The following is a 21,810-nucleotide window of genomic DNA, read 5'->3' as shown; positions in this document are numbered from 1 at the left end:
GGCCAGTGCACCTGGAATCTGCTGAGAAGTAGATTCCAGGTGAAAAAACAAACAATCTCAGGGTTGTTTTGGTCAAATTCAGGCCCGCACCAGAAAATACTGATACTGCCGTAGCGATTGTTGAGTTATTCAGACGTTCCCTAATGTCAACGGGCCCTAGCAGGTTGTTGAAAAAGCCCTCCCTGGCTTTCCTCAACCCGGGTTAGCGGCGCATGTCCGCAAACCCTCCACGACAAATCAAGCAGTTACATGCTTGATTTGCGGCCCGAACATCCCTGTTCGGGACAGCAGGCTGCTGAAAAACACTTTTTCAACAGCCTGCTAGTGCGGCCGCCGGCGGCCGAAAAGCTGGCAGGGATGTGCGGGTGCAGAGATTATTGTGCCGGCTTCCGGTTTGTTACCGGCCCGCTGGATTCGTGGGCACGGATTGGGCAACAGCGAATACATGGCTTATCGACTGAACAGCAGGGAGACATTTGCTGCCGCCATCAAGGCTGCGGCCCAGGCCGAGGTAACCGCTGCCGCCACGGCTTCCGGGGAACTGCCGGAACCGGAGGCGGTGCACGAGCTGCGCAAGCATTGCAAGAAGATGCGCGCCCTGCTGCGCCTGATACGGGGCGGGCATGAGGCGCTGTACCGGCGCGAGAATGCCCACTACCGCACCCTGGCCCGCCGTCTGGCCGCCAATCGCGATATGGTGTCGGTTTGCGACGCCTATGCCGCCATTGCCACACCGCAGGATTTTCCCCGGATCCACACTTTTATTGCCGCGCGCTGCGGGCGGCGGGACAGGGCGGCATTGGCGCAGGCCGCCGAGTCGCTGCGCCGGGGGGCGGGGCGGATACCGGACTGGCCATTGGTGGATTTGCGCTGGAGACAGGGCAAGCGCGGATTTTTCCGTGCCTATGGGCGTGCCCGCAAATTAAAAGCCAGGGCGATTCCCCGGAGGGCTGCCGGGACGCTGCACGAATATCGCAAGCGGACCAAAGACCACTGGTACCACTGCCGCCTGTTGCAAGAGCGCTATCCATCCCTGGCTGACCGCTGTGCCCCGCTGGAAGCGCTCTCCCGGATGCTGGGGGACTGGCGCGACCTGCACCTGCTGTGCGAGCTGCTGGCAGCGGAGCGGGAGATACCGCCGGGTGAACTGGTAGCTCTGCTGGAGATTGCCGGACAGCGGGGGGCCACCCTGTACCGAGGGATTCAGCGGCTGAGTGCGGATCTGTTCCCGGCCGGAAAAGCCGCACCGCCATTAACCCGGGGGCACAAATAGGTCGCGGGTTGATGCGGGGGTGCCCGGTGGGTAGCGTGCCCCCCAAGCAGCAGCCACAGGCCAATGCATCGGCCGTCGATAATTTTTGGCATAATAAGCGCCACGAATAAATAACAGGGTGAAACAGGCCATGCTGGACTGGTTGAATACACATATCGCCTACTGGCACTGGCTGGTATTGGGACTGCTGCTGGTAACTGCCGAAATCTTCGTGTCCGGATTCGTTTTGTTTTGGTTCGGGCTGGCGGCGCTGTTGATGGGGGTGTTGCTGCTGGTGGTGGATATGCCGATTGCCATGCAACTGTTGCTGTGGGCCGCAGGTTCCATAGCGGCGCTGCTGCTGTGGCTGAAGTTTATCAAGCCCAAATGGCGCGATCGCACCACTGCCGGCATGGCCGCGGAGGCGCTGTATGGACAGGTGGGTATGGTGATTGAATCCAACGCGGGCAAAAGCCGCGGCAAGCTGAAATTCCCGGCGCCCATTCTCGGCGAAGAAGAATGGCTGTTTATTTGCACCGACGATATAGCGGTCGGCGAGCGGGTGAAGGTCGGCAAAATTTCCGGCAATACGCTGATTGTTACGGCTGCCTGACTATTTATGACTTTTCTTAGCCAGGGTTTGCGGCCAAGGTCCGCAAACCCTGCGCGACAAATCAAGCCGTTACACGTTTGATTTGCAACCAAAAAGTCCCAGTTTGGGGCAGCGGCCCGTCAGGGGCCCATACAAAAATCGCTTTAGCATCCGGGGAGGAGAAACTGGTGGAAGGTTTATATGTTGTTCTGGCGCTGGTGGCACTGGTGGTCATCACCATCGCCAAGGGGGTACGTATTGTACCGCAGGGTTTCAAACACATCGTTCAAAGGCTGGGTAAATACCACAAGACGCTGCCTCCGGGCATGAATGTGGTTATCCCCTATATCGATCAGATTCCCTTCAAGGTCACCACCAAGGACATAGTGCTGGATATACCGTCCCAGGAGGTTATCACCCAGGACAACGCCACCATCATCGCCAACGCGGTAGCCTACATCAACATCATCTCGCCGGAAAAAGCGGTTTACGGTGTAGAGGACTACACTATCGCCATCCAAAATCTGGTGCAGACGGCACTGCGCTCCATCGTTGGCGAAATGTCCCTGGATGCGGCGCTGTCGTCGCGGGAACTGATCAAGGCGAAACTCAAGGAGGGGATCTCCGATGATATCGCCGACTGGGGTATCAATCTGAAAACCGTGGAAATCCAGGATATCAACCCCTCGTCAACCATGCAGACGGCGATGGAGGAGCAGGCGGCGGCGGAGCGCCAGCGCCGCGCGACCGTGACCCGGGCCGAGGGGGAAAAGCAGGCGGCGATTCTGGAGGCGGACGGCCGCCTGGAGGCCTCCAGGCGCGACGCCAAGGCCCAGGTGGTGTTGGCTGACGCGAGCCGCGAGGCCATCGAGCGGGTGACCCAGGCCATAGGGGAGCAGGAATTGCCGGTGATGTATCTGCTCGGTGAGCGCTATATCGGCGCCCTGTCCGAACTCTCCCAGTCCGACAATGCCAAGAACGTGATTTTCCCGGCGGATCTGCCCCAGGCGGTGAAGGGGCTGTTGAACCGCTAGTGTAAACGACACCGGCGGCGGACTATCCACCGCCGGTGTTACAGGACGCTGGTCGAACAGGTGAGCAAAGCCCCGTTTAGTTGCCAGCTCCCTCCAGCAAACCACCGGCGCGGGCCATTACGTGGAACAGGTAGCTCTGTTCGTTGGTACCGCTGACCAGGTGGGCTCCGGGACCCCGCGCCCAGACACCCACGTCCTCACCCGCATGGGATTCACTGCCCAGAGGCACCAGGGCATCCTGGCGGTAGTCCACGGCAGTAGTATCAATGCTGGTCAGGTCTTTGCGCCCGCCGTTGTCGTCGGAGCTGTAGCCGGGACCATTGGCGTAAGTCAGCGTGGTGTAGGGGAGGCCGTCCCCCGCGAGGGTATGGGCAATTTCCGCCTCACCACTGGCGTCGTTGCCTATGACCTTGCCGAGGATCGGATTGCCCCGGGTCGGGTAGCCGGCAATGGTCATCACATGACTGTGGTCGGCGGTAACGATGATCAGCGTGTCCTCGGGGCTGGTGTGGTCCATGGCGTACCGGATGGCCCGGTCGAATTCCACCGCGTCCGTAAGGGCGGTATAGGCGCTGCCGGCGTGGTGACCGTGATCGATACGGCCGGACTCCACCATCAGCAAATAACCATTGCTATTTTTCTGCAGCAGCTCCAGACCCTTGGCAGTCATTTCGGTGAGGGAGGGCTCGCCGGCAATGTCGTTGCCGCGGTCCACCTCGTAACGCATGTGTGAACCGTTAAACAGGCCCAGCAGTTTGTCTGTGGAGGCTGTGTCCACAGCCGCGAAACCAGCGCTGTCCTCGACATAGGCGGCATTGGTGACGCCGTCGTTATAGCGCGCCTGCCACTCCTGGACCAGGTTGCGGCCGTCCTCACGGCGGCCTTCCCCGCCCTCCAGGTCGGTGACATCCACGGGCAGGAAGTTGCGCCGGCCCCCGCCCATGGCCACATCGATACCATCGCCCGCCTGCAACTCGACAAATTGTGCCGCGATATCGCGGCAGCCCTCGGGGGCGGAGGCCTCCCAGCCCCGCTCGGGTACCTTGGCATAAGTGGCCGCCGGTGTGGCGTGGGTAATCCGCGCGGTGCTGATGATGCCGGTGCTCTTGCCCAGATCTTCGGCCAGTTCGATGGCGGTGGTCAGCTGGCGATCCAGACTGGCGGCGCAGTCCCCCCGCGCCACATCCTCCGCCACACTCAATACACCGGCCTTGGTTTTCACACCGGTGACCAGCGCGGTCATGGTGCCGGCGGAGTCGGGGGTCTGCTGGTTGGTGTTATAGGTTTTCACCAGTCCCGCAAACGGCATCCGCTCAAAGCTCAACTGGTGCTCCTCACCCGGGCGCCCCTGTTGTTGTCCAGCCAGGATCCGCGCTGCGGTCACGGTGGAGATGCCCATGCCATCGCCAACAAACAAAATAATATTTTTCGCAGCGCCGGGAGTATTGTTAATGCGCTGGGCCTGGGCTGCAGCCAGGGCCTGCTGCCCCGCCTTAAACCAGTCGCTGTCGCGCTGGGCCGGTGACAGGCTCAGCGCCTGTGCCTGCGGCTCCGACGGCCGGGTAGGTTCCGGGTTGCTATTGTCATCACTGCAGCCAGCGGCGATCAGGGCCACAGAGAGGGCCAAAGTGGTCTTAGAGAAAACTTTCATGGTGCATTACCCCTAATTTATTCTTCAGTCACCGATAAGGCTGTTGCGCCGGCCATCAAGTGGAAAACAACGCTTTGTTCGAGACTTCCCTGCACCAGTTCGGCGCCAGCGCCGATGGCATGCAGGCTGATATCTTCACCGGCGTGGCTCTCCGCACTCAAGGGCACCAGGGCTTCCTGGTGGTATCCGGACGCCACTGTGTTCACCCCGCTGAGATCTTTGCGCCCATTGTCGGCGGCCAGGCTGTAGCGGCCGTCCGCATCGGTATTGTCACCCAGCTCGGCGTAACCCAGGCCGTTGGCGTAGACCAGGGTCGTATAGGGCTTGCCGTCGGCCGCGGTATCCACCTGGGATTCCGCCGCACCGCTGCTGTCATTGCCCACTACTTTTCCGAGAATAGGATTGCCCCTGGTGGGATAACCAGCGATGGTCATGACATGGCTGTGATCCGCCGTCACCAGGACCAGCGTACGGTTCAGATCCACTTTGTCCAGCGCTGTTTTTACCGCGTTGGAAAAGGCCAGCGTATCGTGCAGGGCATTGTAGGCATTGCCGGCGTGGTGCGCATGGTCAATGCGGCCGGACTCCACCATCAGAAAGTAACCGTTGCTATTTTTCTGCAACAGATCGATTGCCGCTACGGTCATTTCGGCGATACTTGGTTCATCGCGACCGCTGGCGGTGCGGTCGGCATGGTAACTCATATGGCTGCTGGTAAAGAGACCCAGCAGCTTTTCCGTGGAGGAGAAGTCGACGGCGGCCAGCTCGGAACCGGTCTGCACGTAAAGCGCATTCTGCTGGCCTTGGTAGCGCCGCAGCCACTCGCCGGTGAGATCGCGCCCATCCTTGCGCCGGCCCTCCGCGCTGGTGGGCGTAAAACTGCGGCGGCCGCCGCCGAGCATTACGTCGATACCGTCGCCATACTCCGACTCCACCATTTGTGTGGCGATATCCACACAGGGGCCTTCGGCACTGTACTCCCAGCCGCGCTCCGGGCTACGCGCATAGGTGGCGGCGGGGGTCGCGTGGGTGAGACGGGCAGTGGACACTATGCCGGTGGACCTGCCGCGACTCTCCATCAGTTCGAGAAAGGTATGGAGTTCTTTACCCGCACTGCCGGTGCAGTCAGCGCGCTGAGCCCCGCCATCAATATTGATCACCCCGGCACGGGTCTTCACCCCGGTCATCATCGCGGTCATGGTCCCGGCGGAATCCGGGGTCTGTTGATTGGTGTTATAGGCTTTGATCAGCGCACTGTAGGGAAACCGTTCAAACGCCAGATAATTCTCCTCCCCCGGCTCACCGCGCAGCTGCCCCTCCAGGATACGCGCGGCGGTAAGGGTGGATATGCCCATGCCGTCGCCCACAAACAGGATGACATTTTTTGCTGTTTTGCCCCGCTCGGACAGAGAGGCGCGCTCTTTCAGGTGCTCACTGCCCTCAGTAAACCAGTCGCTGCTGATCTGATAGTCGGGCAGTTCTGCGGATAACAGGGCTGGGGCCAGGGGTGTCAGGCACAGGGCGCCGAGTGCGCGGACAAGTTTTTTTGCCACGATGGTTCTCCGAAACTCGTGAATTTGGCGAGCATTAGAGTCCGGAAATATGACAGCGGTATGATGTATCGATCAGGCCTGGGAATTCTTTTGCGGAGCTGGCCGCCTCCGGGCTGAAAAACGCGAGTGCAGGAAGGTGCTACAACCAGGGTTGTTGGGGACGACAGTACAGCCTGTGTCTATTGCACGATTTTCCCACCGGCACAGCGAATAAGGCAGTGATGTCAGCCCATCCATTTCACCGCTTGTTCATCCGGGTCGCGCCCCTTGCCGGCGGCGCGCAATCGCTGCAGGTAGTGGTCCCAGTTGGCCACATAATCGATAGCCAGCGTATGCAGGTATTGCCAGGTGTAGATACCGGTATCGTGGCCATCGTCAAAATCGATTTTCAGTGCATAGCGCCCGGCGGTCTCGATTCTGTCGATCCCCACATGCATTTTTCCGCTGACCAGCTTGGGTTCACCGCCGCCGTGACCGCGCACCTCGGCGCTGGGGGAGTAGACGCGCAGGTACTCCGCCGGCAGGGTGAAGTCACCGTCATCAAATAGTAGCCACAGGTTTTTCTCTGCGCGATTCAAACGGATTTTGTGGGGTTTCATTACAGAATAAAACGCGACAGGTCCTCATTTTGGCTGAGTTCGCCCAGGTGACTGTCCACGTAAGCCGCATCCACAGTCAGGGAACCCTGGTCGTCGCTGGCATCGAAGGAAATTTCCTCCAGCAAACGCTCCAGCACTGTGTGCAGGCGGCGTGCACCGATATTCTCCGTGCGTTCATTGACCTCGCAGGCCACCTCGGCGATACGGCGGATACCGTCCTCGGCAAACTGCAGTTTTACCCCCTCGGTGGCCAGCAGGGCCTTCTGCTGTTCGGTCAGGGACGCCGACGGCTCCGTGAGAATGCGTTCGAAATCCGCGGAGGTGAGTGAACTCAGCTCCACGCGGATGGGCAGCCGCCCCTGCAGCTCGGGGATGAGATCCGACGGCTTGGCCAGGTGGAAGGCACCTGAGGCGATAAACAGGATATGGTCTGTCTTGATCATGCCGTATTTGGTGGTCACGGTGCTGCCTTCAATGAGCGGCAACAGGTCGCGTTGCACTCCTTCGCGGGACACGTCGGCACCCCCGCCCTCCTGGCGCTTGGCCACCTTGTCCAGTTCGTCCAGAAACACTATGCCGTTTTGCTCCGCGGCCTGGATGGCGCGGCTTTTAATCTCCTCGTCATTGATCAGCTTGCCTGCCTCCTCGTCACTGAGCTGTTTCAGCGCCTGTTTGACGGTGAGTTTGCGCTTGCGGGTCTTGCCCTGGGCCATATTGGAGAACATGCCCTGCAATTGATTGGTCATTTCCTCCATGCCCGGCGGCGCCATGATCTCCACCCCGATGGGGGAGACGGCCAGGTCGATTTCAATTTCCTTGTTGTCGAGGTCACCTTCGCGCAGCTTTTTGCGAAACAGCTGCCGGGTACCGGAATCTTTTTCCGACGGCTCGCTGCCGCGGGCGGGGGGCAGCAGAGCGTCCAGGACGCGTTCCTCGGCGGCATCCAGAGCCCGCTGCTGCACCGATTCCATGGCCTTTTCCCGCTCCAGTTTCACCGCCATTTCCACCAGGTCGCGCACTATGGATTCCACATCGCGGCCCACATAGCCCACTTCGGTAAATTTGGTGGCTTCCACCTTGATAAAGGGTGCGTTGGCCAGCTTGGCCAGACGGCGGGCTATCTCGGTTTTTCCCACACCGGTGGGGCCGATCATAAGAATATTCTTCGGGGTGATCTCCGCGCGCAGCTCTTCACTCACCTGCATACGGCGCCAGCGGTTGCGCAGCGCTATGGCCACGGCGCGCTTGGCGTCCTGCTGACCGACGATATGGCGGTCGAGTTCCTGCACAATTTCACGGGGGGTCATTTGGGACATAAGAATTCTCGGTAACCTTGACTGCGAGGCGGGGAGCCACTCAATAGCTCAATTCCTCGATGGTGTGGTTCTGATTGGTGAAGACGCAGATATCTCCGGCGATCTTCAAACCCTGTTCAACAATGGCGCGGGCTTCCATATCAGTGTTGTCCAGCAGGGCGCGGGCAGCGGACTGGGCGAAGGGGCCGCCGGAGCCGATGGCGATCAGGTCGTCTTCCGGCTGAATTACGTCGCCATTGCCGGTAACCACCAGGCTGGCGCTGGCATCGGCGACTGCTAGCAGTGCCTCCAGCCGGCGCAGGGCGCGGTCGGTGCGCCAGTCCTTGGCCAGCTCCACCGCAGCGCGGGTCAGCTGGCCGCCGTGGGCTTCCAGTTTGGCCTCGAAACGCTCGAACAGGGTAAAGGCATCGGCGGTACCGCCGGCAAAACCGGCGATAACCTGGTCCTTGTACAGGCGGCGCACCTTGCGGGCATTGCCTTTCATAATGGTGTTTCCCATAGACACCTGGCCGTCGCCGCCAATAACGACTTTGCCATTGCGACGGCAGGAGAGAATGGTGGTTCCGCGATACTGTTGCACCTGTGCGCCCCTCTTAAATTGCGTATCGACTAGCATAGGTGAGGTCGATGGCCCGGCTTTTCAACACAGGGCCGGCAAAAGGCCGGGACCGGGGGGCGGTTGGCGACGTGAGCGGATTATCGCCCCACCCGGGTATTGCAGGGGTCGTCGGAGGGACTCAGGAGTCGTGCGGGCGTTTGAGTACCAGAGGCATCAGGCGGTGGTCGGCGAGCACCTGGCGGGCTTTTGCCATCTGTGAGCGGCTCCGGTAGGGGCCGACCAGGACCCGGTGCCAGGTGCCGCGGCTGTCGGTGGCTGTCTCCACCTTGACGTCGAGATTGGCGAGGGTCAGCCGCGCGCGCAGTTTTTCCGCTTCCTTGGCGTCGCGAAATGACGCCGCCTGGAGTATGTAGCTGTAGTTGGGATTTACTCCGACGGGCTGTGCCGGCTGCGGGGCTGGATTGCCGGCACCACTGCTGCTGCCGCCATCCAGGCGACGCGCCGGTCTGGCGGTCTTCGGCGGCGGCACGCTGACTTCGCTGTCCCGCAACAGGGTGTAGAAATCGAAGCGCGTCTGCTGTGGCTGCTGATCCGTCTGTTGTCGCGGCTGGGCGCCGGGCTGGGCCGGCTCCAGTCCGCTGACGAAGATCATAAACACCGCGAAGCCGCCCACAAAATTACCCAGTACGAACCAGACCCAAGGGGGCTTGCCCGCAGGACTGCGGCGGCTGGCATTGCGACGGCTCATCGGCTTCTCTTACGGTTCTCTAGTGGTGGATTCTAGTGGTGGATATTGTGCCCGGCGCAGCATTGTACCGTTTATCACCCGCGCCCGGAGCCCAAACAAGAAATTCCCGGCGATAGGTTCAGGCGAGCTCCTGCGCATCCATGTCCACCGCCCAGCGCAGGCGGCGGTTGCTGCTGCCCTCGGCCCACTGGCACAGGCGCGCCAGCAGCGGTTGCAACTGACTGCGTTGCCCGGCCGTTATCTGAATATAGAAGCGAAACCTGCCGGATTTGCGCTCCAGCAGCGCCGGTACCGGTCCGAGGTAGCGCAAATCCGCTGAGGGCGGTGCCAGAGATTGCATAAACAGGCGCGCGTCCCGTAAAAAGCCCTCGGCCCAGGACGGTTCCTCGCACTCGGCGCGCACCAGGGCCATGGCGCTCAGGGGGGGCAGCTGTGCCGCAGCGCGCTCGCGCAGCAGCTGGCGGGCAAAAGTACTGTAGCCCTTTTCCAGCAACGTTTGCAGCAGTGGGTGTTCGGGGAAGCGGCTCTGTACCAGCACCCGCCCGGGCAAACTGCCGCGGCCGGCGCGGCCGGCCACCTGTTCCAGCAACTGGCCGGTGCGTTCCGGTGCGCGGAAGTCTGCGCTAAACAGACCGCCGTCGGCATCCTGAATCACTACCAGGGTTACCCGCGGCAGGTGGTGCCCTTTGGCCAGCATCTGGGTCCCCAGCAACAGGCAGGGCTCGCCATTGCGGGCGGGCGCCAGCAGTTGGTCCAGTGCCTGTTTGCTGGCTGTGGTGTCCCGGTCGACGCGGATCACCGGATAGCCCGCGAAACGCCGCGCCAGCAGTTCCTCGCTGCGTTCGGTACCGCCCCCCAGCGCTGAGATTGAGCGGCTGTGACACTGGGGACAGCTGTCCATCAGGGGGCGGCGGTAATCACAGTGGTGACAGCGGAGCTGGCGCTGGCGGCGATGCAGGGTCAGCTTGCTGGAGCAGTGCGGGCAGTCGGCGATCCAGGCGCACTCATCACAGATCAGTGCCGGCGCGAACCCCCGCCGGTTGATAAACACCAATACCTGCTCACCCCGCGCCAGGGTGTCACCGATATGGCGCAATACCTGCGGCGCAAACCCTTCCTCCAATGGCTCCCCGAGGGTGGGTACCAGGTGGATCTGTGGCGCGCGGGCTCCCCCGGCGCGGCGGCGCATACGCAGGTGCTGGTAGCGGCCGCTCAGGGCATTGTGCAGGGTTTCCAAAGCGGGCGTGGCGGAGCCCAGCAGGGCTGGCACGCCGGCTTTGCGTGCCAGCACCACCGCCAGGTCGCGGGCTGAGTAGCGCACACCATCCTGCTGTTTAAAGGAGGCGTCGTGTTCCTCGTCCACCAATACTGCGCCGAGCCTGGGCAGTGGAGTCATAATTGCCGAGCGGGTACCAATGACGATATCCGCCTGTCCGGCTGCGGCGGCCAGCCAGGAGCGGGCGCGTTCCCCCTCGGCCAGACCCGAGTGCAGGGCGGCGATACTGTGCCCGGGAAAGCGCGCGGCGATACGGCGCAGGGTCTGGGGCGTGAGACCGATCTCCGGCACCAGCAGCAGCGCTTGACGTCCCGCCGCCAGGACCCCCTCCACCAGGCGCAGGTAGACTTCCGTTTTGCCACTGCCAGTGGTGCCCTCCAGCAGCGTTGCGGAAAAACTGCTGCAGTTCACCGCGTCCAGTGCCAGCTGCTGTTCGCTGTTCAGTTGTGGAGCCGGGGAGGGCTCCACCTCTGGCATTGGCGGCGGCACCGTGGGGCCCGCCACCCACTCCACCAGGCCGCGTTCCTGTAGGGCGCGAACCGTCGCCGAGCCATGCTTGCGGGTTTTCAGGCAGGTGCGGCTCTGTCTGCCCTCGCGCAGCAGCAGCTGCAGCAGTGCCTGCTGTCTGGGCGCGCGCGCCAGCGCCGAGTCCGGCAACCCCTTGCCGTCCGTGGTCAACTGCAGCCACTGTTCGGCCCAGTGGTGGGCAGATTTGCCTTTGCGTAGCGCGGCGGGCATTGCGGCCGCGTAAACCTCACCCAGGGGAGCCTGGTAATAGCCCGCGATCCAGCTGAGAAAACTGCGGCTGCCTTCATCGAAGAGTACGGTGCGGTCAATCAACTCTTGAGCTGGTTTCAGTTCCGCCAGTGGTGATTCTTGCACTATCTCCACCAGCACCGCCACCAGCCTGCGCCCGGCAAAGGGCACCCACAGGCGCTGGCCCGGCGCTAGAAGCTGGGGGTCCAGACCCTCCGGCGGCAAATAGTCGAACAGCCGCCGCAGTGGCACCGGCACTGCCAGCCTCAGGATGACCCCCTGTGGAACCGCCTGCTGCACCCTACCTCCGTCGAAAATCTTAAAAGTCACTGGGCCCTGCTGTCCCGAGCAGCGATGTTCGGGCTGCCAATCCAGCGTGTAACGGCTCAATCTGTCGTGGAGGGCTTGTGGACACAGGCCGCAAACCCGGGCTGAGAAAAGCCAGGGAAGGCTTTTTCAGCAGGCTGCTAGTGTAGCGGCTGGCTCGGCCAGGTACAGGGAGGGCGACTTCTGCTTGCACACTCTAAATATTAGAGTATTATGAATAGCAACTCTATTATTTAGAGCTATCTATTAAAACAAGCGAGTGATAGTGCCATGACTGACGTGGATAGAATCAAGGACAACCTGGATTACGTTACCTGCGCGGTGCGCAACGGGGAGGTGCGCGGGGGCATACCGGCTCTCTATTTTCTGTGGGGCCCGGTGATTTTTATCGGTTTTACCCTGGTGGACCTGGCGCCGCGGTTTACCTCCATCTACTTCCTGGTGGCGGGCACCGCGGGGGGCCTGTTCAGTTGGTGGCTGGGCACGCGCAATGAACGCCGCAGGGGCATCAACAACACTGCTCTGGGGCGCCGATACGGATTGCACTGGCTGATAACTGGTGTCGCCTTCCTGTTGGCCTTTGCCTCCATGATGAGCGGATCTGGCTGGGGCGGACCGGAGTTGTTTCTGCTGGTTGCCGGACTGTCCTACAGTCTGGCGGGCGTCCATCTGGACCGGCCACTGCTCTACAGTGGCTTTTTGATGTTGGCTTGCTACGGCGTTATGGTGCTCCTCTCCCCTCCCTACGCCTGGACACTGACGGGAGTGCTTGTCGGCTTTGCGCTGGTGGGCAGCGGCATTGCCCAGCGCGTAGCGAACCGGCCTTCCGGAACTGCACAGTGAAGGCTCTGAAACAGTTGGACCCGGTCCTGGAACACCGGGTGCGGCTCGCCGTCTGTGTGCTGTTGGCACAGCATGAAAAGATCAGCTTTTCCCGCTTCAAGGAGCAGTTGGAAGTCACGGATGGCAACCTGGGCGCCCAGCTGCGGCGCCTGGAAGAGTGCGGTTATATCGGTCTGGACAGGGACTTCGTCGAGCGCCGCCCCGTCACCTGGTACCACCTCACCAGCGATGGCAGTCGGGCTCTGCAGCGGCATCTGGAGGCACTGCGGCAGCTGATCTCGGCGGCGGATTGAAATTGGGGCTGGAACGGCAAATCCGGACTTGAACCACGGCGCCGATCTGATAGTATGCGCCGACTTTTTAACCAGCCCGGAATCCAGGTGGCAACACCGAAGTTCCTGTACCAATGACGACTCCGTGCCCGGCAATGGATCGGGTGGCGGATTCGAAAAGAGGCAATCATGAAAGCAGATATCCATCCCGCCTACACAGATATTACGGCCACCTGTTCCTGCGGCAACGTGATCAAGACCCGTTCCACCCTGGGCAAAGACCTGCAGCTAGACGTCTGCTCCCAGTGCCACCCCTTCTACACCGGCAAGCAGAAGCAGGCCACTACCGGCGGCCGTGTTGACCGTTTCAAGAAACGTTTCGGCAGCCGTATCTCCAAGTAGAGCCGCCCGGCAACCGGGTGCCGCAGACGTGGCCCCCGGCACAATGGGCTCGAGCTGGTTTGGGGCCGCGTTGCGGGTCTGTCTAGGTGCCCTTGCCTATCTCCTGCTGCCGGTATTGCCGGTCGCTGTCGACTGTGTGTTCGCACCGGCGGATGAGCTGGTGGCCCTGCGCGAGGTGCGCGATGGCGACACGCTGATATTGCAAGACGGGCGCCGAGTGCGCCTGATCGGCGTGAACACACCGGAGCTGGCACGGGCCGACGCTCCTGCACAACCGCTGGCACAGGAGGCCAAGCGGTTCAGCGAGCGCTTTCTCGGCAACGGGGGCCTGGAACTGGTGTTCGACCAGGAGCGTTACGACCGCTATGGACGATTGCTGGCCCATGTCTACAACCACCGCGGTGAAAGCCTGGAGTCGGCACTGCTGTCCGCCGGGCTGGCCTTCCATATAGCGATAGCCCCCAACCTGACACTGGCGGAGTGCCTGTCCCAGCGCGAGCAGCGGGCGCGCCAGAGAGCGCTGGGTGTCTGGGCACCGGGGGCCTGGCCCCCGTTGCACGCCGCGGAGGTGGGCCCTGGTGATGGCGGCTTTGTGCTGCTGCTGGGCAGGGTGCAAAAGGCGGAGTACAACCGCTTTCTCTGGCTCCACCTGGATGGACCCGTGACCCTGCGGCTGAGCAACTCCGGGGAATATGGCCAGCTGACCCCGAGCGACTGGCAAGGGGCCAAAATAGAGGTTAGGGGTTGGCTGGTAGACAGGGGTACGAAATATCTGTCCCAGAATTCTCACCACAAGCGCTGGTTTATTGCGGTGGACTCCAAATTCTCCCTTAAAATTAGTAGGGACTAACGGTCCACATGCCGCTGCTCTCTTGTGGGTGCCAGTGGCCATCGGTTATTCTCCGGCCCCCGAAGTAGCCGGGCCCGCTAGCCGGCCGGCCGAGTATTTCAACCTCTGAATTTTAGAGACAGCCTCAAGATGAGCGACTCACTGCGCCAGGCGGCGCTCGACTACCACGCCCTGCCCACACCGGGCAAGCTCTCGGTGGAACTCACCACCCCCGCCCAGACCCAGGAGGACCTGTCTCTCGCCTACAGTCCGGGCGTGGCGGAGCCCGTGGGCGAGATTGCCAAAGACCCGGAGGCGGCGTATCGCTACACCGGCAAGGGCAATCTGGTAGCGGTTATCTCTGACGGCAGCGCTATCCTGGGCCTGGGCAATCTGGGCCCGCTGGCATCCAAGCCGGTGATGGAGGGCAAATCCCTGCTGTTCAAGCGCTTTGCGGGTATCAATTCCGTGGACATTGAGGTGGATACCGACAGCCCAGAGCAATTTATCCAGACTGTGGCTGCCATCGCCAACACCTTTGGTGGCATCAATCTGGAAGACATCAAGGCGCCGGAGTGTTTCCATATCGAAGAGGTGCTGATTGAGCGCTGCCCCGTGCCGGTGTTCCACGACGATCAGCACGGCACTGCCATAGTGACTGTGGCCGGGATGCTCAATGCGCTGGAAATCCAGGGCAAGGAAATCAGTGGCGTGCGTATGGTGTGCCTGGGTGCGGGTGCCGCCGCAACCGCCTGCTGCAAGCTGATGCTGGCGGCCGGGATGCGCAAGGAGCAGATCACCATGCTCGACAGCCGCGGCGTGATTCACTCCGGGCGTACCGATATCAACGCCTATAAGGGGGAGTGGGCGCGGGATACCGATATGCGCACCCTCGACGACGCCATTGCGGGCGCGGACGTTTTCCTCGGCGTCTCAGGCCCGGACCTCTTGTCGGCGGAGCAGCTCCGCAGCATGGCGCCGCGCCCGGTGGTATTTGCCTGCTCCAACCCCAATCCCGAAATTGCCCCGGAGCTGGCCCACAGTGTGCGCGACGATCTGATTATGGCCACCGGCCGCTCCGATTATCCAAACCAGGTCAACAATGTACTGTGTTTCCCGTTTATCTTCCGCGGCGCACTGGATGTGCGCGCAGTGTGTATCAACGAGGATATGAAGCTGGCGGCAATAGAGGCTATCCGTGCCATAGCACATCTGCCGGTACCGGACTCGGTACGCGAGGGTTACGGCGGTGTCGAACTGTGTTTCGGGCCGGACTATATTTTGCCGAAACCCATAGATCCGCGCCTGCTGCCACAAGTGGCGGCGGCAGTGGCGCGGGCGGCAGTGGACAGCGGTGTGGCGCGCCTGCCCTATCCCGGGCACTACCCGCCGGAGCTGCGCTGAGCGATGGGGGGGGCCGCGATGAAAACAGCGATTCGCCTACTTCTTGAGCTGTACAGCTGCCATCGCTACACTGCTCTCCTGTCACAGCATCAAAGTTGTTCCACCCCATGACCCACGTCTATGTGCTGACCAACCAGCACCAGCTTTTTCTGAGTAAAAGCAACGAATGGATCGATGGTCGCGAGGCCGGGCGCCTGTTTCGCAGCGCTCACAAGGATGTCGCCATCAACCAGATGTTCGAAGCCAACACCCGTGATGTCACCCTGCGGATCGAGTTGCTGGAGTGCCCGCTGGACAGCAAAGGCTGGCCAAAGGTGCCGGAAGCTGCCCTGGGCGAACCCGTTCCGGGGGAGCCGGAGATACCTGCGGGTGTGCCGGAGGAGTTGCCACCGGAGAGCAGCCCCGAGCTGAACCCCGAGCCGGCCCCCGAGGTGGAGCCCGCAGAGCATCCGGAAGTACCCCCGGGCCAGCCCCCCGAGGTGCCCCCTCTCCAACCCCCGGAGAGTGGCGACGACCACATTGCCGCCACAGATTTCGAATCCACCGCCGGAACCGCAGAGGTTTGAGAATTTAGGGCCGGCCAGCGCGCGTGGCGCCAAGACGGTACCGGCAACCCAAGGAGATTCGCGTGCCCAACCCCTATCTGGCCGCTCTGGCCCGACCCAGTTCGCTGCAATTGCTGAAGGGCATTCGCCGCGGTATCGAGAAGGAGAGTCTGCGCGTGACCGAAAGCGGTATGCTGGCGCAGTCCCCCCACCCGGCAACCCTGGGGTCAGCCCTGACCCACGACAGTATTACCACGGATTTCTCCGAGGCACTGTTGGAGTTCATTACTCCGCCGGTGGCGACGCCGGAAGAGGCCCTGCTACAACTCGACCGCATTCACCGCTATACATACAGTCAGATCGGTGACGAACGGCTTTGGGTCAACAGTATGCCCTGCCACATTGGCACCGATGCGGACATCCCAGTAGCCCGCTATGGCCACTCCCATATCGGCACCATGAAAACCGTTTACCGGCTCGGGCTGGGCCTGCGCTACGGCCGCGCTATGCAGACCATTGCGGGCATTCACTACAATTTTTCCCTGCCACAAGAATTCTGGTTGTGGCTGCGGGAATTCGAGCAGAGCGCCGAGGAACTGGGCGAGTTCAAGACCCGCCGCTACTTCGACCTGATCCGCAATTTCCGCCGGCACTACTGGCTGCTGGTCTACCTGTTTGGCGCCACCCCGGCCGTGTGCAGTACCTTTGTCCAGGGACGCCAGCACAATCTGCAGCGATTCGATGGCGATGCCTCCACCCTTTACAGTCCACACGCCACCTCGTTGCGCATGGGCGATCTCGGCTATAACAGCAACGAGCAAAAGTCCCTGATCGTCTGCTATAACGATTTGCCCAGCTACCTGTCGACCCTGTGTGCCGCCATTACCCGGCCCTATCCGCCCTACCACAGGCTGGGGGTCAAAGACGCGGCGGGGGATTACCAGCAGCTGTCCACCGGGCTGCTGCAAATCGAAAACGAGTTCTACTCGCCGATCCGGCCCAAAAATCCGGTCGGACCGGGTGAGACAGCACTGGCGGCACTGGACAAGCGCGGTGTCGAGTATATCGAAGTGCGCTGCCTCGATCTCAACCCCTATCTTCCGCTGGGCATAGACTCGGTGCAGATGCGCTTCCTGGATATTTTTCTGCTGCACTGCCTGCTGGACAAAAGCCCCAAAGCCGATGAGGCGGACTACAGGTCGGTGCAGGAAAACCAGCGGCGTATTGTCTATGATGGCCGCGACCCCCAGCTGCAACTGATCCGGAATGGTGAAGAAGTCCATCTCTCCGACTGGGCCGGGCAGCTGTTGGCGGAGATGGCTCCCTTGGCGGATCTCCTCGATCAAGCCTGGGACGGTGACAATTTCCAACGGGCACTGGAGGCCCAGAGCGCTGTGCTGCGCGGTGACGCACCCACCCCGGCAGCGCGGATACTCGACGACCTGGCCCGGAATGAGCAGAGCTTCTTTAACTGGGCCGCCGGCAAGGCGGAACAGCACCGCGAGTTTTTTCTCCAGCGGCCGCTGGAGCCGTCCGCGCAGGCTCAATTCGCCGCGGAAGCCTGGAGTTCGCTGCAGCGCAGGGCCCAATTGGAGGCCGCCGACGAGGGGTGTTTTGAGGACTTCCTCGGCAAATATTATGCCCAGTACATTTTTTGCCAGCGCCAGTGAGCGTTTCTCACTGATCCGACCGTGAACTATCTCGCTCACCTGCTGCTTTCCGGCCCCGATCCGGACTGGCGCCTTGGGGGACTGCTGGGGGATTTTGTCAAAGGGCCCCTGCGCGGTGAGCGGCCGCAAGCCATTGAGGCGGGGATTCGTCTCCACCGGCGCATCGATGCCAGCGCGGACAGGCACCCGAGCTACCAGCTGGCATTGACCAACCTGCATCCGCGGTGGCGGCGCCACGGGGGCATTATCCTGGATATCTGGTTTGACCATCTCCTCAGCCGCCATTGGGACGACTGGTATCCGCAACCGCTGGATGCGTTTTGTAGCCAGTGCTGGACGGATTTCCGGGCCCGCAAACTTTACATTCCACCCCCTGCCCAGGCATTTATCTGTCGTGCAGAACAATTTACACTGCTGCAGAGTTATCGCGACGAACAGGGGATTGCCCGTGTTTTAACGCGGGTTAGCGAGCGTCTGAGCCGGCCGCTGCCGCTGCAGCAGGCCCTGCCGGAGCTGATTGACGGACGTGTGGCGCTGACCGAAATTTTTAATGATTTGTTCAATTACCTGCTGCTGGAAGCCAAGCGATTTCGACAGCAGTATCCAGGAGCCGATTCCCGATGATTCTTCCCAATCCGCGTATCACTTTCCTGCTGATGTTTGTCGCCGTCGTTGTGCTGCTCGGAGCCGCCTTTTATCTGGAGTATGTGGCGGGCCTTGAGCCCTGCCCCCTATGTATCAGCCAGCGGGTAATGTTTCTCGGTGTGGGTTTGGTCTCACTGATTGGATTTGTGCACAACCCGGGCACTGTGGGTCGGCGTATCTACGGCCTGCTGGTCTCCCTATGGGCACTGGGGGGGCTGTATTTTTCCGTTCGGCAGTTGTGGCTGCAGAACCTGCCGGAAGATCAGGTCCCCGCCTGCGGGCCGGGTATCACCTATATGTTGGATGCCTTTCCCCTGTACGACGTGGTGCGCACACTACTTACCGGGGATGGCAACTGTGCGGAAGTACAGTGGACTTTGTTTGGTATCAGCATCCCCGGTTGGGCCACCATTGGCTTCGTGGGATTGGTGCTCTTCGGTATCTGGCAGGCATTTCGCACCGGCCGGGGCAATAACGGCGGCTACCGCTAAGGGCATGGGGTAGGTGATTGCAGCGGCAATAGCGGAACGACTCCGGCCGTCCTGTTCGACCCCCGCGGCCCTGTAGACGCAGTAACCCGAAGGTGTACAACCGGTAACGGCGGTGTGCCCCCGGTCATGTAAAGGCGCGCAGGGAGGGAATGGGGTGCTTAAGCCAGCCCCGGATCCCGTCAATCTGGCGCACCGTTTACCACTTATCTTGCCGGCGGCAAACGAATCTCCTATCTTTTATTATTAACACGCCAACGCCAATAAAACTGTGCATAGAGGCTGGTGCAATAGGGCAGTAACAGGAAAAATCAGATGCTGGAGAATTGCAAATCTGCGCGCGAGCGCTGGGGTGGGGTAAGCAAGATCATTGATCGGTGGCTGCAGTCGCGTCAGACACTCCTGGTGTCCTTCTGTGTGCTTTCAGAGAAGAAAGGGTCTCTGCAGGCAACTGAACCCACTGGAGAAAAGGTACGGGAGCTGTGCCAGAACCTCATGGACTATGTGTCGGCGGGGCATTTCGAGGTCTACGAACAGCTGATCCTGGAGGGCAAAGCCTTCGATGATAAGCAGGGGCTGGAACAGGCCCGGGGCCACTACCAAAAAATTGATGACACTACGGATACCGCCATCGACTTCAATGACAAGTACCTGGAGACAGATGACCTGTCCAGCCTGGTGCGCGATCTGTCGAAGCTTGGGGAGGCACTGGAAAGCCGTTTCAGCGCTGAGGACCAGATGATTGCGGTGCTACACACCGCCCACAAAAACCAGGCGGTCTAGTTTACCCGCCGCTGGCGGCAGCGGCGGACCTAAAAGCAGCACCGGTGAACTTGAGATGGGGAGACCCGGACCGACAGGCAGAGCCTTCCCCCTCCGGTCCGGAAGTCAATTTCACTCGGTTTCCGCCCCGCCTTCTGCCGGCTTTTCTTCCGCAGAATCATTCCCGCTGTCATTGTCGACATTGGCCTTGTGGAGTTCCACTTCAAAGATCAGGGTGGCATTGGGGCCTATCAGACCACCCGCACCGCCCGGGCCATACGCCAGGTCTGAAGGAATGTAGAGTTCCCACTTGGCACCCTCCTTCATGAGCTGGAGGGCTTCTGTCCAGCCTTTGATAACGCCGCCTACGGGAAACTGCACCGGCTCACCGCGGGCATAGGAGCTGTCGAATTCGGTGCCGTCAATCAGAGTTCCCCGGTAGTCCACTTCCACAGTGCTATCGGCGTCTGGAGAATTTCCACTGCCTTCAGTAATAATCTTGTACTGCAGGCCGGAATCGGTGGTGATCACACCGTCCTTCTTCGCGTTTTCTTCCAGGAAAGTCTTGCCGTCAGTCATATTCTTGTCAGCCTTTACCTTGAACTCCTCCTCCTGCTTAGCCAGCATCTCCTTCTGCTTGGCCTGGATCTTCTCCTGGAAGGCGGCTATCACCTGCTGCTTGTCTTCATCGTTCAGGCGCGACTCGCGGCCACTGGCGACGTCGTTCAGCGCCATCATCACTATCTGAGGGTCGAGTTGTACATCCTGAGACTGCAGGCGCCTGGCCATGTCCTCGGCTATGATGTAGCTGACTTTCTGTTCCTGGGTTTCAAGTGCCATTTCTGTCGCAGCACCCGATTCCTGTTTGTTACAGCCAACCAGCGCGAGGCCCAGTGCGACGGCTGCAGCCAAAGGGTATTTATTCATGGAGTTTTCTCTTCGTAATTGATACATTTTGATTTTTCGAGCGTGGTGGTTCGGCCAACGCAGACTGGCGGCGTATCTCTCTACACATAGCATAGAATTCCTGCGCGAGAGTCGGCCCGCCGGTGCCCAGCAAGTCTAACCCAAGGCGGCAACCGGTGCCTACCGGTGGAGTTGATTAGCGCAAAGCAGTGCACAATAAGGCGAGGCTCCGCGACCACCGGACAAAAAAATGGCTGAGCGACGTGAAGTATGCACTCAAACGGCATACATTTTTGGAAAAAACAGCGCTATTATCTCTGTTCCGCCTATGATTGTGTCGGCGTGTATGGGCTGGTCGAGCCGGTTCGAGGCGATCACTCAAAGTGTGGACCAGAGGAGCGGATATCAACCGCAAAGATTACCGGGCACACTCGCCCCGGGTACGCCGAATCCATAATAAACTTCAGGATATTTACTCATGGCTGCCAAACGTAAAGCTGTCAATCCGGTCGCAGAACTGGAAGCAAAAATCGCCAAACTCACCAATCAACTGGATAAAGCGCGAGCCAAGCAAGCGGCAGATGCCGGCAAGCAGGTGACCAAGACCGCTAAGGCGCTGGCCTCGGCCAGGAGCAAGCTGGCAGCGGGCAAAGCCAAACTGGTCGGTGCCCGTGCTGCGCTGAAAAAACGCAAGACGGCTGCGGCACAAAAGCGTGTGGAAGCTGCGGCTGCAGCTGTTCACAAGCTGGCTGATACCCTGGAGCAGGCCCGTGAAGCAGCCGCCTTTGCCAAGCAAGCCGAGGCCCAGGCCAAGCTGGAACTTAAGCTCGCCAAGGCGATCGACAAGGTCTCTGCCAAAGCTGAAAAGGCGGCCGGCAAAACCAAGAAGAAGGGCGTTGCGGCTAAACGGGCAGCGGGCAAAGTGAAGGCCCCGAAGGCCGCGGCCAAGAAAGCGACAGCGAAAAAAACCCCGGCCAAAAAAGCTGCCACAGCGAAGGCGACCGCCAAGAAGGCCCCGGCCAAGGGTGCCGCTGCCAAAAAGACAGTAGCGAAAAAATCCGCTGCAACCAAGGCCGCACCGAAGAAATCCGCCACCAAAACGGTAACCGCAGCCAAGGCCGCGCCCAAAAAGGCCGCACCAAAGAAAGCAGCACCCAAGAAGAAGGTAGCGGCACAGCCAGCGGTCAAAGCTGCAGTCCAGGTACCGCAGGCGGCAGCCAAGCCGGCGATGGAGCGACAGCCGGAGGCTAGTGCCGCACCCGCCGCGGATAAAACGCCGCCGGCCCCGCTTCCGGGTGCGGCTGCACCGACCGCACCGAGCATCACACCGGTTGCGCCGGCCAACAGCCTGTTTTCCAGTGAAGGTCCCGGCGACGAATAA

General features: G+C 61.0%; 22 protein-coding genes. 14 read left to right on the top strand and 8 right to left on the bottom strand.

Annotated elements, in window-relative coordinates; translation table 11 throughout:
* Positions 1–379 precede the first annotated feature (379 nt).
* The 3 genes from AB1S50_RS07455 (at position 380) to AB1S50_RS07445 (ending at position 2,878) form a co-directional block, all read left to right on the top strand.
* Positions 380–1,273 carry a CHAD domain-containing protein gene (locus AB1S50_RS07455; protein WP_367149917.1) on the top strand — a complete coding sequence of 298 codons (894 nt, stop codon included), beginning with the start codon at positions 380–382 and terminating at the stop codon, positions 1,271–1,273.
* 130 nt (positions 1,274–1,403) lie between these two features.
* Positions 1,404–1,865: an NfeD family protein gene (locus AB1S50_RS07450; protein ID WP_367149916.1), complete on the top strand. Its 462-nt coding sequence runs from the start codon at positions 1,404–1,406 to the stop codon at positions 1,863–1,865.
* A gap of 167 nt (positions 1,866–2,032) precedes the next feature.
* Positions 2,033–2,878, top strand: coding sequence for an SPFH domain-containing protein (locus AB1S50_RS07445; protein ID WP_367149915.1), 846 nt, complete (start codon positions 2,033–2,035; stop codon positions 2,876–2,878).
* Between the two features lie 76 nt (positions 2,879–2,954).
* On the opposite strand, the gene AB1S50_RS07440 is transcribed toward AB1S50_RS07445, so the two are convergent.
* The 7 genes from AB1S50_RS07440 to AB1S50_RS07410 all read right to left on the bottom strand — a co-directional run bounded on the left by AB1S50_RS07440 (position 2,955) and on the right by AB1S50_RS07410 (position 11,666).
* Complete coding sequence (locus AB1S50_RS07440; RefSeq protein WP_367149914.1) at positions 2,955–4,529, bottom strand: alkaline phosphatase; 1,575 nt, start codon at positions 4,527–4,529, stop codon at positions 2,955–2,957.
* A 17-nt stretch (positions 4,530–4,546) separates the two neighbouring features.
* The gene (locus tag AB1S50_RS07435) at positions 4,547–6,082 is read right to left on the bottom strand and encodes an alkaline phosphatase (RefSeq protein WP_367149913.1); all 1,536 of its coding nucleotides are present in this window, start codon (positions 6,080–6,082) and stop codon (positions 4,547–4,549) included.
* Between the two features lie 224 nt (positions 6,083–6,306).
* Complete coding sequence (locus AB1S50_RS07430) at positions 6,307–6,681, bottom strand: gamma-butyrobetaine hydroxylase-like domain-containing protein (RefSeq protein ID WP_367149912.1); 375 nt, start codon at positions 6,679–6,681, stop codon at positions 6,307–6,309.
* Complete coding sequence (gene hslU / locus AB1S50_RS07425; RefSeq protein WP_367149911.1) at positions 6,681–7,997, bottom strand: ATP-dependent protease ATPase subunit HslU; 1,317 nt, start codon at positions 7,995–7,997, stop codon at positions 6,681–6,683. Before hslU ends, AB1S50_RS07430 begins: the two co-directional genes overlap by 1 nt.
* Positions 7,998–8,037: 40 nt before the next feature.
* Positions 8,038–8,577, bottom strand: a complete 540-nt coding sequence (hslV, locus tag AB1S50_RS07420; RefSeq protein ID WP_367149910.1) for an ATP-dependent protease subunit HslV — start codon at positions 8,575–8,577, stop codon at positions 8,038–8,040.
* Between the two features lie 157 nt (positions 8,578–8,734).
* The gene (locus AB1S50_RS07415) at positions 8,735–9,304 is read right to left on the bottom strand and encodes an SPOR domain-containing protein (RefSeq protein WP_367149909.1); all 570 of its coding nucleotides are present in this window, start codon (positions 9,302–9,304) and stop codon (positions 8,735–8,737) included.
* Positions 9,305–9,422: 118 nt separating this feature from the next.
* Positions 9,423–11,666 (bottom strand): primosomal protein N', encoded by a 2,244-nt coding sequence (locus tag AB1S50_RS07410; RefSeq protein WP_367149908.1) that lies wholly within the window; start codon positions 11,664–11,666, stop codon positions 9,423–9,425.
* A gap of 267 nt (positions 11,667–11,933) precedes the next feature.
* Here AB1S50_RS07410 and AB1S50_RS07405 point away from each other — a divergent pair, with 267 nt between their 5' ends.
* The 10 genes from AB1S50_RS07405 (at position 11,934) to rsd (ending at position 19,544) form a co-directional block, all read left to right on the top strand.
* On the top strand, positions 11,934–12,506 hold the full coding sequence (locus AB1S50_RS07405; protein WP_367149907.1) for a hypothetical protein: 573 nt from the start codon (positions 11,934–11,936) through the stop codon (positions 12,504–12,506).
* The gene (locus AB1S50_RS07400) at positions 12,503–12,799 is read left to right on the top strand and encodes a transcriptional regulator (RefSeq protein ID WP_367149906.1); all 297 of its coding nucleotides are present in this window, start codon (positions 12,503–12,505) and stop codon (positions 12,797–12,799) included. The genes AB1S50_RS07405 and AB1S50_RS07400 overlap by 4 nt, the downstream gene beginning before the upstream one ends.
* Before the next feature lie 168 nt (positions 12,800–12,967).
* Entirely contained in the window at positions 12,968–13,180 is a 213-nt protein-coding gene (gene rpmE, locus AB1S50_RS07395; protein ID WP_367149905.1) for a 50S ribosomal protein L31, read from the top strand.
* A gap of 28 nt (positions 13,181–13,208) precedes the next feature.
* Positions 13,209–14,030 (top strand): thermonuclease family protein, encoded by an 822-nt coding sequence (locus AB1S50_RS07390; protein WP_367149904.1) that lies wholly within the window; start codon positions 13,209–13,211, stop codon positions 14,028–14,030.
* A 129-nt stretch (positions 14,031–14,159) separates the two neighbouring features.
* The gene (locus AB1S50_RS07385; protein ID WP_367149903.1) at positions 14,160–15,413 is read left to right on the top strand and encodes a malic enzyme-like NAD(P)-binding protein; all 1,254 of its coding nucleotides are present in this window, start codon (positions 14,160–14,162) and stop codon (positions 15,411–15,413) included.
* Between the two features lie 107 nt (positions 15,414–15,520).
* A complete protein-coding gene (locus AB1S50_RS07380) occupies positions 15,521–15,979 on the top strand; it encodes a hypothetical protein (protein ID WP_367149902.1) in 459 nt (152 codons plus the stop codon).
* Positions 15,980–16,041: 62 nt separating this feature from the next.
* The gene (gene gshA, locus AB1S50_RS07375) at positions 16,042–17,628 is read left to right on the top strand and encodes a glutamate--cysteine ligase (RefSeq protein ID WP_367149901.1); all 1,587 of its coding nucleotides are present in this window, start codon (positions 16,042–16,044) and stop codon (positions 17,626–17,628) included.
* 21 nt (positions 17,629–17,649) lie between these two features.
* Positions 17,650–18,252, top strand: coding sequence for an acyl carrier protein phosphodiesterase (locus AB1S50_RS07370; protein ID WP_367149900.1), 603 nt, complete (start codon positions 17,650–17,652; stop codon positions 18,250–18,252).
* A complete protein-coding gene (locus AB1S50_RS07365) occupies positions 18,249–18,764 on the top strand; it encodes a disulfide bond formation protein B (RefSeq protein ID WP_367149899.1) in 516 nt (171 codons plus the stop codon). Before AB1S50_RS07370 ends, AB1S50_RS07365 begins: the two co-directional genes overlap by 4 nt.
* A gap of 312 nt (positions 18,765–19,076) precedes the next feature.
* A complete protein-coding gene (gene rsd, locus AB1S50_RS07360) occupies positions 19,077–19,544 on the top strand; it encodes a sigma D regulator (RefSeq protein WP_367149898.1) in 468 nt (155 codons plus the stop codon).
* 111 nt (positions 19,545–19,655) lie between these two features.
* Here the strand turns inward: rsd and AB1S50_RS07355 are convergent, their stop codons facing one another.
* A complete protein-coding gene (locus AB1S50_RS07355) occupies positions 19,656–20,450 on the bottom strand; it encodes an FKBP-type peptidyl-prolyl cis-trans isomerase (protein WP_367149897.1) in 795 nt (264 codons plus the stop codon).
* A 457-nt stretch (positions 20,451–20,907) separates the two neighbouring features.
* Between AB1S50_RS07355 and AB1S50_RS07350 the strand changes: the two genes are divergently transcribed.
* The gene (locus AB1S50_RS07350; RefSeq protein WP_367149896.1) at positions 20,908–21,810 is read left to right on the top strand and encodes a histidine kinase; all 903 of its coding nucleotides are present in this window, start codon (positions 20,908–20,910) and stop codon (positions 21,808–21,810) included.

Source organism: Microbulbifer discodermiae, from assembly GCF_040742695.1.
Taxonomy (GTDB): Bacteria; Pseudomonadota; Gammaproteobacteria; order Pseudomonadales; family Cellvibrionaceae; genus Microbulbifer.
Note: the sequence above shows the minus strand (reverse complement) of the source record. Positions and strands in the feature narration are given on the sequence as shown.